15 protein-coding genes are annotated in these 15,994 nt (G+C 69.9%); 2 read left to right on the top strand and 13 right to left on the bottom strand.

Translation table 11 applies throughout. From position 1 onward, the window contains the following. Window positions 1-104 precede the first annotated feature (104 nt). The 12 genes from QSK10_RS06490 to QSK10_RS06435 form a co-directional block, all read right to left on the bottom strand. Window positions 105-875 (bottom strand): eCIS core domain-containing protein, encoded by a 771-nt coding sequence (locus QSK10_RS06490; RefSeq protein WP_285661683.1) that lies wholly within the window; start codon window positions 873-875, stop codon window positions 105-107. Between the two features lie 138 nt (window positions 876-1,013). After that, window positions 1,014-1,631 carry a hypothetical protein gene (locus QSK10_RS06485; RefSeq protein ID WP_285661682.1) on the bottom strand — a complete coding sequence of 206 codons (618 nt, stop codon included), beginning with the start codon at window positions 1,629-1,631 and terminating at the stop codon, window positions 1,014-1,016. A gap of 28 nt (window positions 1,632-1,659) precedes the next feature. After that, entirely contained in the window at window positions 1,660-5,472 is a 3,813-nt protein-coding gene (locus QSK10_RS06480) for a phage tail protein (protein WP_285661681.1), read from the bottom strand. 340 nt (window positions 5,473-5,812) lie between these two features. Then, window positions 5,813-7,030: an NADP-dependent isocitrate dehydrogenase gene (locus QSK10_RS06475; protein WP_285661680.1), complete on the bottom strand. Its 1,218-nt coding sequence runs from the start codon at window positions 7,028-7,030 to the stop codon at window positions 5,813-5,815. 103 nt (window positions 7,031-7,133) lie between these two features. Continuing rightward, entirely contained in the window at window positions 7,134-7,787 is a 654-nt protein-coding gene (locus QSK10_RS06470) for a fibronectin type III domain-containing protein (protein WP_285661679.1), read from the bottom strand. 9 nt (window positions 7,788-7,796) lie between these two features. Further along, window positions 7,797-8,417, bottom strand: a complete 621-nt coding sequence (locus QSK10_RS06465) for a fibronectin type III domain-containing protein (protein WP_285661678.1) — start codon at window positions 8,415-8,417, stop codon at window positions 7,797-7,799. An 11-nt stretch (window positions 8,418-8,428) separates the two neighbouring features. Continuing rightward, window positions 8,429-9,235 (bottom strand): RICIN domain-containing protein, encoded by an 807-nt coding sequence (locus QSK10_RS06460; RefSeq protein ID WP_285661677.1) that lies wholly within the window; start codon window positions 9,233-9,235, stop codon window positions 8,429-8,431. Between the two features lie 9 nt (window positions 9,236-9,244). After that, window positions 9,245-9,898 (bottom strand): RICIN domain-containing protein, encoded by a 654-nt coding sequence (locus tag QSK10_RS06455; protein WP_285661676.1) that lies wholly within the window; start codon window positions 9,896-9,898, stop codon window positions 9,245-9,247. A 10-nt stretch (window positions 9,899-9,908) separates the two neighbouring features. Continuing rightward, the gene (locus tag QSK10_RS06450) at window positions 9,909-10,505 is read right to left on the bottom strand and encodes an RICIN domain-containing protein (protein WP_285661675.1); all 597 of its coding nucleotides are present in this window, start codon (window positions 10,503-10,505) and stop codon (window positions 9,909-9,911) included. Continuing rightward, window positions 10,502-10,837, bottom strand: coding sequence for a hypothetical protein (locus tag QSK10_RS06445; protein WP_285661674.1), 336 nt, complete (start codon window positions 10,835-10,837; stop codon window positions 10,502-10,504). The genes QSK10_RS06450 and QSK10_RS06445 overlap by 4 nt, the downstream gene beginning before the upstream one ends. Next, a complete protein-coding gene (locus tag QSK10_RS06440; RefSeq protein WP_285661673.1) occupies window positions 10,834-11,130 on the bottom strand; it encodes a WXG100 family type VII secretion target in 297 nt (98 codons plus the stop codon). The genes QSK10_RS06445 and QSK10_RS06440 overlap by 4 nt, the downstream gene beginning before the upstream one ends. A 21-nt stretch (window positions 11,131-11,151) precedes the next feature. Next, on the bottom strand, window positions 11,152-11,487 hold the full coding sequence (locus QSK10_RS06435) for a hypothetical protein (protein ID WP_285661672.1): 336 nt from the start codon (window positions 11,485-11,487) through the stop codon (window positions 11,152-11,154). A 263-nt stretch (window positions 11,488-11,750) separates the two neighbouring features. On the opposite strand from QSK10_RS06435, the gene QSK10_RS06430 reads away from it, so the two are divergent. Continuing rightward, on the top strand, window positions 11,751-12,077 hold the full coding sequence (locus QSK10_RS06430) for a hypothetical protein (RefSeq protein ID WP_285661671.1): 327 nt from the start codon (window positions 11,751-11,753) through the stop codon (window positions 12,075-12,077). Window positions 12,078-12,086: 9 nt separating this feature from the next. After that, entirely contained in the window at window positions 12,087-14,501 is a 2,415-nt protein-coding gene (locus QSK10_RS06425) for a TPR repeat domain-containing protein (RefSeq protein WP_285661670.1), read from the top strand. A 38-nt stretch (window positions 14,502-14,539) separates the two neighbouring features. Here QSK10_RS06425 and eccD read toward each other — a convergent pair whose 3' ends face one another. Continuing rightward, window positions 14,540-15,880: a type VII secretion integral membrane protein EccD gene (gene eccD, locus QSK10_RS06420; RefSeq protein ID WP_285661669.1), complete on the bottom strand. Its 1,341-nt coding sequence runs from the start codon at window positions 15,878-15,880 to the stop codon at window positions 14,540-14,542. Window positions 15,881-15,994 lie beyond the last annotated feature (114 nt).

Genomic DNA, 15,994 nt, shown 5'->3' with positions numbered 1-15,994 from the left:
TCCTCGCGCGTCGGGGGAAACGGGCGCGAGGGCCAACCTATCGCATTAAAGCAAGGCTTTCGGCGGTGAAAACCGGCGGTGACCGGGAAGTGGAGCGCGCGGGATCAGGGCTGGTCGCCGACCTCGGCGGGGCCCTCGTCCTCTTCGCCCTCGCGCTGCACGAAGGTCTGGGCGGTCTCCTCTTCGCCCTCTTCCTCACGCTGCACGTAGGTCTGCGCGGTCTCTTCCTCGGCCTCTTCCTCACGCTGGACCGTGGTCGCGCCCGGGCTGCCGCCCTCCTCGACGCGCTGCACCGCACCGGCGGCGGCCGGAGCGGGCTGCGACATCAAGCGGTCGGCGTTGGCCACGGCCTCGCGCTCGAAGCGGTCGGAGGGGTTGCTGACCGAGATTCCGCCGCCGGTGGGCGTCCCGTCGACCGGGCCGCTGCGCTGCTGGACGACGTGGGTGAGCTCGTGGGCCAGCATGTGCTTACCGGCCTCGGTGCCCGGCTCGTAGCGCTGGAAGACGATGTTGTTGCCGACGGTGTACGCCTGCGCGTTCACCGCCTTCGCCGAAGCGGCGGCCTGGCCGTCGGTGTGGACGCGCACGTCGGAGAACGAGGTGCCGAAGCGGCCCTCCATGTCCGAGCGGGTCTCGGTGTCCAGCGCGCTGCCGCCGCCGGAGTTCACCACGTCGTGGACCGGCGAGCGGTCCTCCTCGATGAGGCCGGTGACGGCCTGGTTGCCCGCGGCGCGCTGCAACCCCAGCAACCCGCCGGCGCCGAGCACGTCCGGCTTGGCGAGCGAGGGCGCCTGCTCGAAGGCGCCCGCCTCGACCCGGTCCGACTTCGGACGCGCGCCGGACTCGACGTCGTTGACATGGTCGTGAGCGTGCATGCCGTCCCCCGAATCGATTGCGAGGCTCGTGGTGGGTGGAGTCCGTTCGACCGTCTCATATGGACCGCTGCCCCGTCAGGCGCGCGGGTGTGGGGTGCCGGGCAGCCGTGGATGCCCGAACGGGCACGGGAAGCGGGACTAGTCTTGCGCCTCCAGTTCGGTGTCGTCCTCGAAGCGGACGGCCTCCACGCGGGCCAGGAAGCGCGCGTAGGAGCGGAAGATCGGGTAGACCGAGCCGCGGACCGGGCGCCCGTCGTACTTGTTGTCCCGCAGGTCCGGTGCGGCGGTGTCGAAGACGCGCACGTCATCGGGCTTCTCCAGGTCGGCCAGCAGGTAGGAGCGGTCCTCGCCCCACCACGAGCCGATCCGGTACACCTGGGCGTCCTCGGCGAACAGCTCGCGCTCCTCGTCGTTGGCGTAGCCCGGGCGCAGTTCGTACCAGATGTCCTCGACGTCCTCGCAGCGCGGCGAGTCGTACCAGTCGAAGTCGTCGACGCGGACCTGCACGGGCGGGTCCACCGCGGCCAGCACCGAGCGCAGCTCGCGCAGCCAGGGCGGCAGCGGGACGCCGGCCTCTTCCTCGTGGTGGTCGAGGGCGGCGGCGTCCTCCTTGACGAAACACAAGGAGGGGAACCTGCCGATGAAGGTGAGCAGGTCCTCCTTCTGGTCCTGCGGCAGTCCGGAGGCCTCGACCCACCCCTTGGCGGTCTCGGCGTCGCCCTTGGTCACGTGCTCCTCGTACGAGAACCCGGTCATAGTTCCTCTTCTGGGTCGAACCACTCGGCTAGGTGAACCGCTTGAACAGCGCCTCGATGGCGGCCCGGTGCACGGCCTGGCCCGCACCGCTCACCGTGCTCCCATTCTTGTCGGTACAGGCCGGGTGAATCTCGGGATTCATCGCGCTTCCGTCCCACACCCACGCCTTGGCCACCGCGAGCGCCGCCGCGGCGGCGCCCTTCACGGTCGTGGACGAGGTGAAGGCGGTGCGCAGGTCGTCGTGGAAGTTGCTCGACCCGGCCGTCTTTTCCTTGCCCGAACGGCCCGGGTAGTAAACGGCGCCCACGTGCCCGCTGGGCACCGAGTAGTCCTTCTTCGGCCCGCCGCCGACCGACTCGTTCACGATCTCCGGGGCGGCCTTGCTCGGCGAGTACACGATCTGGAAGGTGTCGCTGCGCAGCTCGTGCTGCAGGTCGATCCACTTCGGACCCTCGACGATGTCGGCGGCCGCGCGCTGGGTGACCTCCAGGATGTAGTTGCTCGGCAGCCACTCGTGGCTGCCCTTCATCGCGTCCCGGAACTTGTTCTTCAGGAAGTCCACGTTCTTCTGGTTGCCCCACGCCGTCACCAGGTCGGCCATCGCGAAGTCGCCGGAGACCGCGCCCTGCGTCAGCTTCAGCGTCTTGCCCGCGGCCATCGCCTTGAGGAAGTCCACGATGCCGTTCTGCGTGACGGCGATGCGCAGCAGCGCCTCGTCGGTGGGCAGCCCGGCGATCTTCGCCAGCCGCGTCCTGGGGTTGATCTCGCCGTACAGCTCGACGGACTCGCCCTTCTTGACCATCGACACCTTGGAGACACCGGTCTGCCCGGCCAGCTGCGAACCCAGCGCCGACAGCGAGGACGCGCCCGGATCGGAGACCTTCGGCAGCGTCAGCGTGCCGCTGGCCTTGTCGTACTTGGCGTCGGAGTGCGCGGTCAGCAGCGACTTGGTGACCTGCTTGGGATCGCCACCGCCACCCTGGTGGATGGTCTTGCCGTCCTCGGCGGCCGAGATCTCCTTGGCCAGCTCCGGGGAGACCTTCGTGATGGACACCTCGGCCGGCTCGACGAGCTTCTTGGGCGCCTCGACGTCCTTGGCGTCGCCGGGTTTGCCGTCCTTGCCGTCCTTCTTCTTGCCGAACTTGTCCTTGAGCTTCGCCCAGATCTTCTTTCCGAAGCCGACGATTTTGCCGACGACCCAGTCCACGGCTTTCATGACGGGCTTGGAGAGTGCCTGGAAGAACTTCTTGACCTTGTCGGCGATCCCACCGACACCCAGCAGGGCCGCGAGGAACCCGATGAGGACCGGGATGCTCTTCGCCAGGGCGTTCTCGATCAGCGCACCGACCCCGCCGCCCCCGCCCTTGGCGATGGCGATGATGGCGTCGAGGACGGAGTTGACGAACTCCATGATCTGGGCGCCGCGGGTGAAGATGAACGTGACGATGTCGATGATCGCCTTGCAGGCCTTGATGAATGCGCTGGCGGGGTTGAGCAGCGAGATGATCCAGGTGATGCCCGCGACCAGGACGGTGGGCACCAGGTACTCGGTGATCTTGCCGAGGAGGTTCTCTTTGAGGTCGCCGACCTGTTCCTTGATGTCCTCCCAGATCCCCGCGACTCCACCCGAGGCGAGTTTCTGCGCGATCGGGACCGATGCCTCCACGGCGACCATGGCCTGTTCGGGTACACCCTTGGACACGATCCGCCCGCGGATCGCCGCCCACGTCAGGCCGAGCATGGAGGCGATCATCCCGAGGATGCCCTGCAGGTCGAACTTCGCCGGCAACTGCAAACCCGCACCCGACGCGGTCCCCAGCAGCCACCCGATCAGGCCCTTCTTCAAGTGCCCGGCGATGTTGGCGATGAAGGACTTCAGGCCCGACCCGATGGCCGAGATCAGGTTGCCGAGGAACCCGATGGGGTCCTTGATGATCGCCATCACCGCCTGCACGGCACGGGCGAGGACGTTCATGAGCATGTTCTTCAGCTCGATGATCGTCTTGATGACACCCGCCACGGCGTCCATGGCCTTGGCCACGAGGCCCTTGTTCTTCTCCTTCTCGGCCGCGATCTCCTCATCCACGGCCTTCAACGCGTCGTTGTACTTGGTGGCGAGGGTGTCGACCAGCTCGTTCTGCTTGGAGTTGACCTGCTCGGTCAGCTCATCGAACTTGCCCGAGAAGTCCCCGGCGGCCTGCTTCCCGATCGCCTGAAGGTCCTTCGGGAGCTTCTGGACCTCCAGCTGCAGGTCCTCACGGCCCTTCGCGATGCGCTGCTTGGCCTTACCCAGCTCCTGCCCGATCAGGTCGGCGACACCGGAGATCACGCCCTGCATGCCGTTGACGTAGGTCTGGCGGGCGGCGACGAAGATCTGGTTGGCCTCCGCCGGGAGGCCCATGAACTTGTCCTTGACCCACTTCAGCTTGCCCGTGAAGCCCGAGTACCGCTTGTCCTTGTACTCGTCCATCTTCTTGGAGTGCTCGTCGGTGAAGGCCTTGCGGACCTTCGCCTCCTCCGTGGTGAACTTGGCGTCGACCTTCCCGTCGAGCTCGGTGAGGATCTTCTCCACATCGGTCTTGGTGGCGTCGAAGACCTTCTGGAGCTTGCCGGTCACCTCGACGCGCTTGCGCTCGTCCTCCGACTGCGCCTTGCCCTTGCCCGAGGACACGTCCTGCCCGGACTTGTTGCGGGTCGTGGACAGGGCCTTCATCGCGTTGGCGCCCTCGGCCTGCGCGTCGGCCTTGGCGGACGTGAGGGTCTCGTTCTCCTTCGCCCGCACCTCACCCGGAGCGGTCTTGGCGTGCTCTTCCCCGGCCTTCTTCTCTTTCAGCGCGGTATCGAAGGCGGGTTCGTTGCCCTTGGCCAGCTGTTCCTCGGTGACCTCGTTGGAGGCCATCTCGGCGTTGACGTCCTTGGGGCCTTGCGAGAAGTCGGTCGCGGCGGGCGGGGCCTTGTCCGGGATCGCCTTGGCCGGGTCGGGCGTGCCGGGAGTCGCCGGAGGCTTGTCGGCCGCCAGGGGCTCGACCGGCTTCTCCTTGGCCGCGGCCAGGTCCGGCGGCGCCTTGGTGGTCGTCTCGATCGCAGAGGAGGACTGCTTCTTGCCGTCGCCGACCTTGTTCGACACGTCCTGCTTGACGCCGTCGGCCTTGCCGGAGTCGCCGAACTTATCGGCCTCATCGAGGTTCTTGGGCGCCTTGGCCGCGATGGCGTCGTTGACGGCTTTGATGAAGGCGGCCTTGTCGAACTCGCCGGGCTTGGCGGCGTTCATCTTCTCGGCGTTGGCGGCCTTGCCCTGGGCTTCCTTATCGTCAGCGGGGGGCTTGGCGGCCTTCGCGGCGGCATCGGCTTCCTTGGTCGCCGGAGGATGCGCACGCATCGTGGACGCCTTGTTCGACACGTCGGTCTTCAAGGTCTTGAACTTGGGATCCGAGGCGGCGCCGGGACGATGGTCGGGCGCCTCGGTGAGCCGCTGGACGGGCGGCGCGAAGTCCTCGGCGGCCTCGGGCGCGGCGGTGACGGCCGTGTCGGCGGAGGCGCTGGCGGGCGCGGAGGTCGCCTGCGCGGCGGCCGGTGCGGCGGTGCGCTGCGCGGGGACCTTCGGGCCCTTCTGCTTGGCGGCGAGGGCGGCGACGGCCCGGTTGCCGGCCTTGCGCTGGAGCGCCAGCGCCGAGCGCTGGCTTAAGCCGGGGGTGGTCCGAGCGGGGGCATGGTCGTCGCCGGCCGGACGTTCGACGTCGGGCCGGTCAGGACGTCGGGGTGGCGCTGACGGGGCGCGTTCGTGCTCGACGGCGGGTTCCACGATGACCTCCTGGGCGGTCGTCCCAAGGGTCCGGTCCACGCTGACACCGAATGCAAGACGCCGGGCAGGCACCCGGGCAACACGGCCTGCCCGAAGAGGAAGACTCCATGCCCAGAGGGCACGGCCCCGAACGAGCACCGTCCTGAATGGGGTGAGGGGCCCCCGGGATGGATCCGGGGGCCCCTACTGGGAAGGGACGGCAGGCCTTGACGCGGGCGGAACTCGCTGGGGGACGGTTCGCACGCCCGCACCCTGTATAACGGGCCACCTCACGAAAGGTTACGACCTGTCCGACAAAATGTGACAACCCGTCAGGCGTAAAAAGTGACAACCCGTCGGGCAGAGCGCCCGACGGGTTGTCAGTGGTGGTTCAGGTGGCTCAGGCGAGCTTGCGCGCCAGGTTGTCCGACAGGCTCGTGAGGAACTCGTCGGTGGTCTGCCACGGGGTGTCGGCGCCGACCAGGATCGCGAGGTCCTTGGTCATCTGGCCGCCCTCGACGGTCTCGACGCAGACCTGCTCCAGGGTGTTGGCGAAGGCGGTGACCTCGGGGGTGCCGTCCAGCTTGCCGCGGTGCGCGAGACCGCGGGTCCACGCGTAGATCGAGGCGAGCGGGTTGGTCGAGGTCTTCTCGCCGCGCTGGTAGGCGCGGTAGTGACGGGTCACGGTGCCGTGGGCGGCCTCGGCCTCCACGGTGCGGCCGTCGGGGGTCATGAGGACCGAGGTCATCAGGCCCAGCGAGCCGAAGCCCTGCGCGACGGTGTCGGACTGGACGTCGCCGTCGTAGTTCTTGCACGCCCAGACGTAGCCGCCCTCCCACTTCAGGGCCGCGGCGACCATGTCGTCGATGAGGCGGTGCTCGTAGGTGAGTCCCTTGGCGTCGAACTCGGCCTTGAACTCCGCGTCGAAGATCTCCTGGAACACGTCCTTGAACATGCCGTCGTAGGCCTTCAGGATGGTGTTCTTGGTCGACATGTAGACCGGGAAGTTCCGGGCCAGGCCGTAGGCGAAGGACGCGCGCGCGAAGTCCTCGATGGACTTGCGGTAGTTGTACATCGCCATGGCGACGCCGCCGCCCTCCGGGTACTCCGCCACCTCGAACTCGATGGGCTCGGAGCCGTCCTTCGGGGTGAAGGTGACCGTCAGGGTGCCGGGACCCGGGACCTTGAAGTCGGTGGCGCGGTACTGGTCGCCGAAGGCGTGACGGCCGACGACGATCGGCTTGGTCCAGCCCGGGACGAGGCGCGGCACGTTCCGCATGATGATCGGCTCGCGGAAGATCACGCCGCCGAGGATGTTGCGGATGGTCCCGTTGGGGGAGCGCCACATCTTCTTGAGGCCGAACTCCTCGACGCGCGCCTCATCGGGGGTGATGGTGGCGCACTTGACGCCGACGCCGTGCTTCTTGATGGCGTTGGCGGAGTCGATGGTGACCTGGTCGTCGGTGGCGTCCCGGTGCTCGATGCCGAGGTCGTAGTACTCCAGCTCGACGTCGAGGTAGGGAAGGATGAGGTTGTCTTTGATCTGCTTCCAGATGATCCGGGTCATCTCGTCGCCGTCGAGCTCGACGACGGGGTTGGCTACCTTGATCTTCGCCATGCGACCTGGTGCTCCTCTCGGATCTGCCGTGTAACAGTACGAGCGTACGGCACACCGTGCGGGCCGCCCGCGGGGGCGTGTGCAGCCTCTCCGGTGGCCTGGCTCACAGCAGGATGTCGTCGTACTGGGCGGTCTGGCCCTCGCCCTCGGCGTTGATCGCCTGCACGGTGATGCAGTCGAGGTCCGGGTGGAGGATGTCGGTGCGGTAGGTGCCCGCGCCCACCCGCTTGAGGACCGTCCCGTTGCACTTCTTGAGCACGTAGCCGGTCACCGGCGAGCCGCCGTCGTCCTCGGGGTACTCCCATTTCGCGGTGTAGCGGCCGTCGTCGGCCTCCCACGCGCCGAACTTGGTGGGACGCGAGGGGGTGGTGACGTCCCGTGGCGGCGGCTTCGGGTCCGAGACCGGCGGCTTGGGCTTGTCGACCGGTTTGTCACCGCCACCGTCCCCGTCGTCCTTCTTGGGCGATTCACTGGATGCCGACGGCGAGGAAGACGGCGACGGGGACGCCGAGGGCGACGCCGACGGCGTCACCGGCGCGGTCGTGGACGGCTCCCGCGAGGGCTCGCCCGCCGAGGCCGCCCGCCCCGGCGCGTCCGGCCGCATCGCCGCCAGCCCGATCGCGACCACCAGGACCAGCGCGACCAGACCGGCCGCCACCAGCACCGCCCGCCCGCTGCGCGAGCGGCTCCCCAGGCGCGCGGCGAGCGCACGCAGCCGTTGCGGCATGGTCCGGTCGTGGCTCCAGCGTCCGTCCACGGTCCCTCCTCAGATCTGGTCGACGGCCCACTCGCCCTCGCCCGCGGCGTTCTGCGCGCGCACCGCGATCGAGGTCAGGCCGGGCCGGGTGATGACGGTCTCGAAGGTGTCGGCGCCGACGGTGGTGATGTAGGCGTCATCGGTGGCGTCGCGCAGGACGTGCCCGGTGACCGGCAGCCCGCCGTCATCGCTCACCGCCGTCCACGTGACGCGGAACCGCCCGCCGCCCAGGGCGGTGACGGCCAGGTTGTGCACCATGCCCGGCGGATCGCCCGCCGGTGGCGGCATCTGCGACGGCGAGGACGCCTTCGGCGGGTTCTTGCCCGGCGCCGCCGGTGGCGGGGAGTCCGGGGACGACGGCGGGACCGCCGAGGGCGAGGTGGACGGGCGCGGGCCCGCCACCGGGTTCTCGGTGCGCTCGGCCAGGGACACGTCGGCGCCCGGTTTCGGCCCGGCCGCCGGCGCCCGGTCCTCGCGCAGGCTCACCATCAGCAACGTCGCGCCCAGCACGACCACCACCAGCCCGGCGGCGATCAGGACGCCCGTCGCGCTCGCCACGCGCCCGCGCACCGTCCCGGCCGCCGATCTCAGCCGCTCCGGGCCGCCGTAGCGCCATCGGCCTTCACTCACGTCGTCCCCCGTCAGGTGAAACTGAAGCGCTGCGATGACGAGCCGGACGCGCAGGGCTGCGCGCCGGCCTGCGCGCCCTTGTCGCGCCCGTCCCACGGGAAGTCCATGCACTCGCCGGTCGCCTGCGACTTGATCAGGTAGGCGTCACCGGCGGGCACCAGCAGGAAGGTCTGCAGGCCGCCGCCGTCGCAGCCGCGCGAGGAGTAGAGCTCGCCGGGCGAGTCCTGGCCCAGGCACGCCGACCATCCGGAATCGGCCCAGTACATGGTGAAGCGGACCTTCTCCGAGGACAGCTTCGTCATGGACAGCGCCGGACCGGCGTGCGAGCAGTCGTCCTGCACCAGCACCGTCCGGCCCTCGTTGCCCGGTTCGGGGCCGAAACCCAGGCACAGGCCGGTGTGGCCGGTGCGGATGCGGTAGGTGCCGCCGTCCGGATAGGACGGACCGGAGGCGGCCTCGCCCTGCTTCTCCTCTTCCTTCTTCCCGGTGGGCCCGGGGTCGGGCTTCTTCGAGGCCGAGGGTGAGGTGCTCGGCGACGCGGGGGGAGAAGCGGAGGGGCTAGCGGAAGGAGAGGAGCCGGGCGTCGGGGGTGACGGCGTGCCGGAACCCGTCTCGGCCGCGCCCGCGCCCGCCGGCGGAGCCGGGTCGGCGTCCGGGAGCACGGTGGCGGCCACCACCGCGACGATCAGGACGACCGCCACCAGCCCGGCGGTCAGCGCGACCGCGCGGGCACTGCCCGCCCGCCGCCGCCCGCCCCGGAAGGCCCGGCGCAGCAGATCGGGCATGTGCGGGCCGCCGCCGCGCCATCGTCCGTCCACGGTGATCTCCTAGAGCTTCTCGAAGCGGTAGCGCTGGGAGGCCGCGTCGGGCTTGCAGTGCTCCGCGGAGAACAGGGTGCCCGGCGTGGTGCCGCCCTCGTAGGCGTCCATGCACATGCCGCCGGGCGACTTGATGAGGAAGGTGCCCTCGGGGGCCGGGGTCAGCGTGAAGTCGTGGACCATGTCCTTCTCGCACTGCTGCGGGCCGTAGAGGTAGCCGGGCTCCTCGCCGTCCAGGCTCATGCACGCGATCCACTGGAGGTCCGGGTAGTGCATGAGCACGCGGTAGGTCTCGCCGTGCTTCTCCAGCGTCAGTTTCGGGACGGCCTCCGGGCAGTCCACCTGCATCATCGCGAAGCGGTCGTGGCCGGGCTGCTCCTGGGCGCCCAGGCAGAAGCCGGTGTGCGCGACGGTGATCCGGTAGTCGCCGTCACCGGGCGGGACGGCCGTCTCCGGCGCCGCCGTGGTGGGCCCGGCCTGCGGCGGGGTCTTGCCGTCGCCGCCACCGGCGGTGACCGCGATGATCACCGCGACCACCAGGACCGCCGCGACCAGTGCCGCCGCGATCGCCACCGTGCGCCCGTTGCGGCCGCGATCGCGGGTCGCCGACCAGGCGCGGTCGACGTCGCCGGGCGCGCCGCCGGGCTTCCATTCACCTGTCATGGAGGGCTCCTCAGGCCGGGATGAAGCGGAACCGCTGCGCCGCCGACCGCTCGTCGCAGCGGGCCGCCTCGGCCGCCGCGCCGCGCAGCGCGCTGCTTCCGCCGATCGCCAGGCACTCGTCGTTCTCGGGCACCGAGATCTGGAACCGGCCGCCGTCGTCGGATGACAGCCGGAAGGTGCGGTGGTTCTGGGCGCAGTCGACGCCGGTCAGCCGGTGCCCGGCGTCCACCGTGAGGCAGTCGCGCCAGTTGTCGCCGTAGACGAGGGCGAAGGTGAAGACACCCGGCTTCGACTCCCGCTCGGTGATCTCCACCGGCGGCCAGGCCGCCGCGCAGGGCTGCTGGACGAGGACCGCGCGCCCCTCATCGCCGCGCAGCGGGCCCACGCTCAGGCACATTTCACTGTGCTCGGCCCGCAGCAGGTAGACGCCGTCCTTCGGGTAGCCGCCGGAGGATGCCGGGTCCTCCGCGGCCGTGGCCGTGGGCGGCGGGGCCGCCTCCGCGCGAGCGCCGCGCCAGGTGCGTCCGATGTAGACGCCCGCCGCGCCCGCGATCAGCGCGGTGGCCAGCAGGGCGACGGCCAGGACGAGGGGACGCGCGCGGCTCATGTGCTCACCACGGCCGGGTTCTGGCGCCGCTGCTCCTCCTCGTTGATCTGCTGCTGCCGCTTGAACGCGCCGGTCACCGCCACCGCCGCCACGATCACCGCGACGAGGATGATCCCGGCCAGCGCGGCCGGCCACAGCGCCTGCCGCTGCCGCCAGCTGCGCGAGGAGCCGTACAGCATCGCCGCCCGCAGCTGCCTGCGCCGCAGGGCCGCGGCCTGGAGGATGTAGCGCTCGGAGTCACCGGTCCGGCGCATCGTCTCCGAGACGTCGACGGCTTCGAGCCGCCCGTCGTGCTGACCGGGCGGCTCGGACGTCGTGGCCGGAGATGTCATGCCGAGAAGGTGCGCACCAGGTCCGCGCCGAGCTTCGTCACGTGGCCGGAGGCGTCGTTGGTCGCCCCCTGCATCTTGTTCAGCGCGTCCTGCATCATCTGGAACTCGGTGCCGTACTTGTCCATGACGGCCTTGTGGTCGGGCTGGCCGGCGCCGTCCCAGAGCCCGAGCACGGTCGCCACGTTCGTCTTGACCTGCTCCATGATCGCGTGGAACTTGGCGTGGTTGGTCGCCTGGTCGGTGGCCAGGGTCGCGATCCTGGTGGCGTCGCCGCCGATTTCGAACTGCGCCATGTCGCTACAGCCTTCCTTCGATCAGGCGGTGATGTTGGCCGGGATGGACTTGCCTACCGTGCCGATCTCGCCCTCCATGAGCTGATCGGTCTGCACGGTGTAGTTGTTACCTTCGCCGAGCGCGATCGCCTTGCGGCCGAGCTTCTTCTGCAGCTGGTTGTAGCCGACGAGGAACTGCGTGATCGCCTCGTTGAAGCGGACCTGCGCGTTGCCCCACAGTGCGTCCTTGACCGGCTCCATGTCGGTCAGGAACGCGTTGACCCTCGTGTTGAGATTGTCGGTCTCAATGCCCTGGGAGTTGCTGGCATCGCTGAACGCGGTCGCCTTGGTCAGGCCGAGCATCTGGTCGCCTGGCATGGCGCCCTCCTGTGTCACTCGTTCGTGGACCTTGGAGGGCCCATCGTAGGGGTAGGAAAGCTACGACGCGAGTGTCCAATGTGAACAAAATCTGACCGGCGGATCCCCGTCGGGTGATCATCGGGCTCACGGGCCCGCACTGTTCACCCGTTCGATCTCCGTTCACGCAAAGGCCACCTTGACGAGTGAAGACGATCTATCCCCGTGATGCGCGCAGGCGATAAAGTCCGCTCCGGACTGTCCATGTTGGATGGAGGTGCGTCATGGCGGAAGTCGGGGTCAACCCGAACGAGGCCGCGGCCGCGGGCGCTTCGACGTCGGCGGCCGCCGAAGGGTTCAAGGGTCTCGCCGAGTCGTTCCGGACGATGGTCGGCATCGCCGAAAAGGCGTCCGGCAAGGATCCGGGCGTGGACGGCGGATACGCGCCGTTCGGCGAGAAATGGGTCAGCGCGCTGACGGAGGTCGAGCACCACGGCGTCTCCGTCGGCGACAACACCGTCGGCGGCGCGGGCAAGGGCGTGCAGACCGACACCAAAATAGCCACGCAGGTGGCGGCGGCCGGTTCGTCGATCAAACCGATCAACATCTAGGAGCGGGCCGTGGCGACCATTCCGTCCTTCAGCATCAAGGACACCGACGCCGACGCCGGGGCGATCTCGGGCGCGGCCGACAACTTCTACGACATCGCCGGGCGCGTGACCGGGCAGGGCTCCACCGTCCGCGACCTGATCAACGGCGGCGCCCGCGAGTTCAGCACGATCATCGCCGAGCCGATCAAGGGCCAGGCGCAGAAGAACATGATGGCCTGGCTGGCCGCCACCCAGGGCAGCGTCTACGGTGCGGCGGTCACCGCCGCCTGGGGCAAGAACGTCGCGGAGTTCAAGCGCCGCCGCGACGCGCTCCTGGCGGCCTGGTCGGCGGCCACGTCCTCCGACTTCGGCCTCACGATGCCCCGCAGCGTCGGCGGCGACGGCGCCGCCCGCGACTGGGAGCTCTACGACCAGAAGCTCCAGACCGCCGCCGACAAGAAGTTCGGCGAGGTCACCGCCGAGGCCACCGCCCTGTGGCGGTGGTTCGAGAGCGAGGCCGGCGCGCGCGGCCGCGAGCTGAAGGCCGGTCCCACCAAGGAGACCCTGAAGGAGCTCGCCGAGGCCGGGACCCTGGGCTGGGCCGGGTTCAACCTGTTCGGCGGGATGTCCCCGACGCCGCTGACCGAGGCCGAGGCGCAGAAGCTCGCCGAGCAGCTGGCCGCGCGCATCATGGGCGGCGTCCCGCTGACCCCCGAGGACCTGCAGAACCTCCGGAACATCCAGGCGCTGGTCACCCACGCCCAGTGGCTCCAGGGCAACGGCGGCCAGTTGTCGGCGGGTGAGCTGAAGTTCCTGGAGAAGTACTACGGGACGCTCGGGCTGATCCCCACCAAGGTCGAGGACTACCTGAAGAACGCCGGGCAGTTCATGAAGCCCGAGGACCGCGACCTGCTGCGGGCGACCCTCGGCGGCGGGCTGCTGGCACTGTCCAGTGAGGACCTGGGTGGCGGCTACGACAAGCTGCCGGCACCGCTGCGGGACCTGATCAACCACTCCACGCCGATCGTCGGCAACGACCCGGGCGCGAGCTGGGCGCCGGTGGCCGCGCTGGCCCCGCTGCTGCTGGCCGGTGGCAAGCAGATCATCGGCGGCAAGGAGTTCAGCGGGCGGATGACGTTCTTCGTCGCCGACCAGCTGCATCCCTTGAAGGGCAAGGACCTGGAGGCCGCCCGGCAGCTCCTTGAGGTCAGCCTGAACAACAAGTGGGCCAACGGCGAGATCCTCTCCGGCAAGTTCACCGACTTCGGTGACAAGGACGGTCGCGAGCGCGTCATCCGGGAGATCTTCGGCAAGGAGTGGGGCGACGACGGCGCCACCGCGGCCAAGCTGGTCGACTGGATCCCCGACGCCGCCGGGAGCAAGGATCAGGCCCTGAAGGACCTGGCGGGCGGTGCTTCGGCGGGGCTGTGGGACACCCTCACCAACACCAAGCCCGGCGCGTACAAGACCTCGGCCTTCGAGTGGGTCACCGACGGCTTCGGCAAGGCGGGCAAGGACCCGGCCGCGCCGCTGGGCGTGGTCAATCCGATCATCGCGCAGAAGCTGGGCGCGGCGGTCGTCCCGTACCTCACCGACACCTTCACCGAGGACCCCGAGGGCCTCAAGAACGGTTACGACCCCAAGTCCGGCCTGCACCTGGACGAGGACACCCGCCGTCGCGCGTTCCAGATCATCATGGGCGACGAGAAGGCCGCCGACGCGCTGGGCGGGACGGTGTTCGCCCTCGCCGGTGACGACCTGCGGAACCTGACGCACTGGGACGGCGCCGACGGCGAGCACGCCGGGGCGAAGGCCGGGCGGCTGACCGGTTACCTCGATTCGGGTCTGCAGGGCCTGATCAACGACCGGGAGGCCGGTGTGGAGCCGCCGCCGGCGGCGTCCACGAAGACCGACGACCGGATCGTGCGCTGGGGGAACCTGGCCGCCTCCATCACCAAGGAGGTGGTGACCTCGCTGCCGGGCTTCAAGACGGTGTCCAATGTGGGGCAGATCTTCTGGAAGATCGGCTTCGAGGGCGCCAAGAACCTGCCCGGCACCACCAACATGGAGGGCTGGTGGTCCACGGTGGACATGCCCGGCAACGGCGGGCACGACTCCGGGGAGCAGGGCCTGCCGGGGCCGGTGCGGCTGGGCACGACGCAGTTGCTGTTCCGGGACGCCGCCGTGCGGGCGATCATCGACGACCCGCGCATGGGCGTGTCGGTGGACGACCTGCCGCCCTCGCTGCGGGACGGCGATCACGTCAAGAGCATCAACGACATCCCGGCCGGGGCCGCGCGCGACCAGGCCCGTGAGGACATGCTGCGGATCATCAAGCAGCACCCGAACGCCGCCGACGCCTACGCGGAGTTCGAGAAGTCCTACCTGGCCTGGAAGGGCGACGCCTCGGGCAAGGACTACGCCGGGGGCAACCCCAAGGGCTAGCGGACGAAGGCCCCCGGTGCGCCGGGGGCCTTCTGGCGTCAGTTGGACATTCCGGCGATCATGTCGTAGAGGCCCATCACCTTGCCGGTGGCCGCGATCAGCGCGCTGACCAGGACGATCTCGGCGATGCCGATGACGCGGCGGGCCCGTGCGTTGCCGACGGTGGAGCGCGGCATGGTGGTCATGCCCGCGTAGGCGAGGGCGGCCAGCACGGCCACGGCGGGCAGCCACGGCTTCATGTCGGCCTGCGCGCTCAGGAACAGCCATCCGGCCAGGGCCAGGACGAGCGTCCCGGCCACCCGCAGCGGCGCCACGTGCCGGATCTGGTCGAAGACGCGCGAGCGGGTCAGCAGCGCCAGCCCGGCGCCGATGCCCAGCCAGCGCTCGAAGACGCCGCCGTCCAGGACGAGGACACCGGCGGCCAGCGCGGCCACCGCGGCCAGCGCGACGAGCCCGCCGCAGAGCATGGCGTCGATGCGTTCGAGGCGCACGCGCAGGTCGTCGGTGGTGGCCGGGCGTCCGGCCTGGATGCGGCGGTCCATGCCGAACAGGCCGCCGGTGGACATCGACACGCGCGGCAGGACGCCGAGCGAGAACAGCGCCGACAGCAGCACCGCCGAGGCGACCGGCGCGGGCCGCCCGCCCAGCAGCAGCGCCGAGGCGCCGGCCGAGCCGAGCAGCGTCGCCGCGCCCAGCCCGGTCACGTACGGGAGGGCCAGGGGAGTGCCGATGAGGCACAGGACGGCCACCAGCAGTGCCGCCCCGGCGCCGTAGACGTGCCGCAGGGCCTCGCCGGAGGTGTTGTCGGCGACGATGGACTGCGTGGCCAGGTGCGTGACCCGCCAGGCCCACAGGGCGCCGCCGATGATGGCCAGGCGCGCCAGGGCGTGGTTCTCGGCGGCCGACCACCAGGTCACCACCACCGACAGCAGGCAGATCAGGACGCCGGTGAGCAGCACCGCCGTCGACCCGCCGCCCAGGAACGCCGAGCCGGTGACGACCAGGGCGGCCACGGCGGTGGCGTAGACGCGGCCGGTACCGGCCCGCCAGGAGCGGCCCGCGCCGTCCACGTGGTCCTCGACGGCGTCGCGGACGTCCTCGACCGGGGTCGGGATGATCTCGTCGGTGGCGTCGTGGAGGTGCAGGACCTCGCCGTCGCCGACGCGCGCCTCGGCGAGGGTCCGGTTGGGGCTGAGGCGGCGGCCCTCGACGGTGGTGAGGGTCCAGCCGGCCGGTTCGTCCTCGGCGCGGTCGCCGCGCAGCAGGCCCGGACGCAACAGCTGGGGGAGCAGTTCGGCCACCGGCACGTTCACCGGCAGAGCGATGTCCCTTGTGGATTGCGGCCCGACGACGGTGACCGCGCTGTACTGGCCGGGCACGGAAATCTCCCTGTTGTTCAAGATCTGGCAATCGCAGCTTGCCAGGATCCAGGCTGCTGCACAACGATACGGTGTCGCACGTTGAACCAAAGATGTCTATTAGGGACACTGTCA

This window comes from Actinorhabdospora filicis (assembly GCF_030269765.1).
Taxonomy (GTDB): domain Bacteria; phylum Actinomycetota; class Actinomycetes; order Mycobacteriales; family Micromonosporaceae; genus Actinorhabdospora; species Actinorhabdospora filicis.
This window is presented reverse-complemented; position numbering and strand designations above follow the sequence as displayed.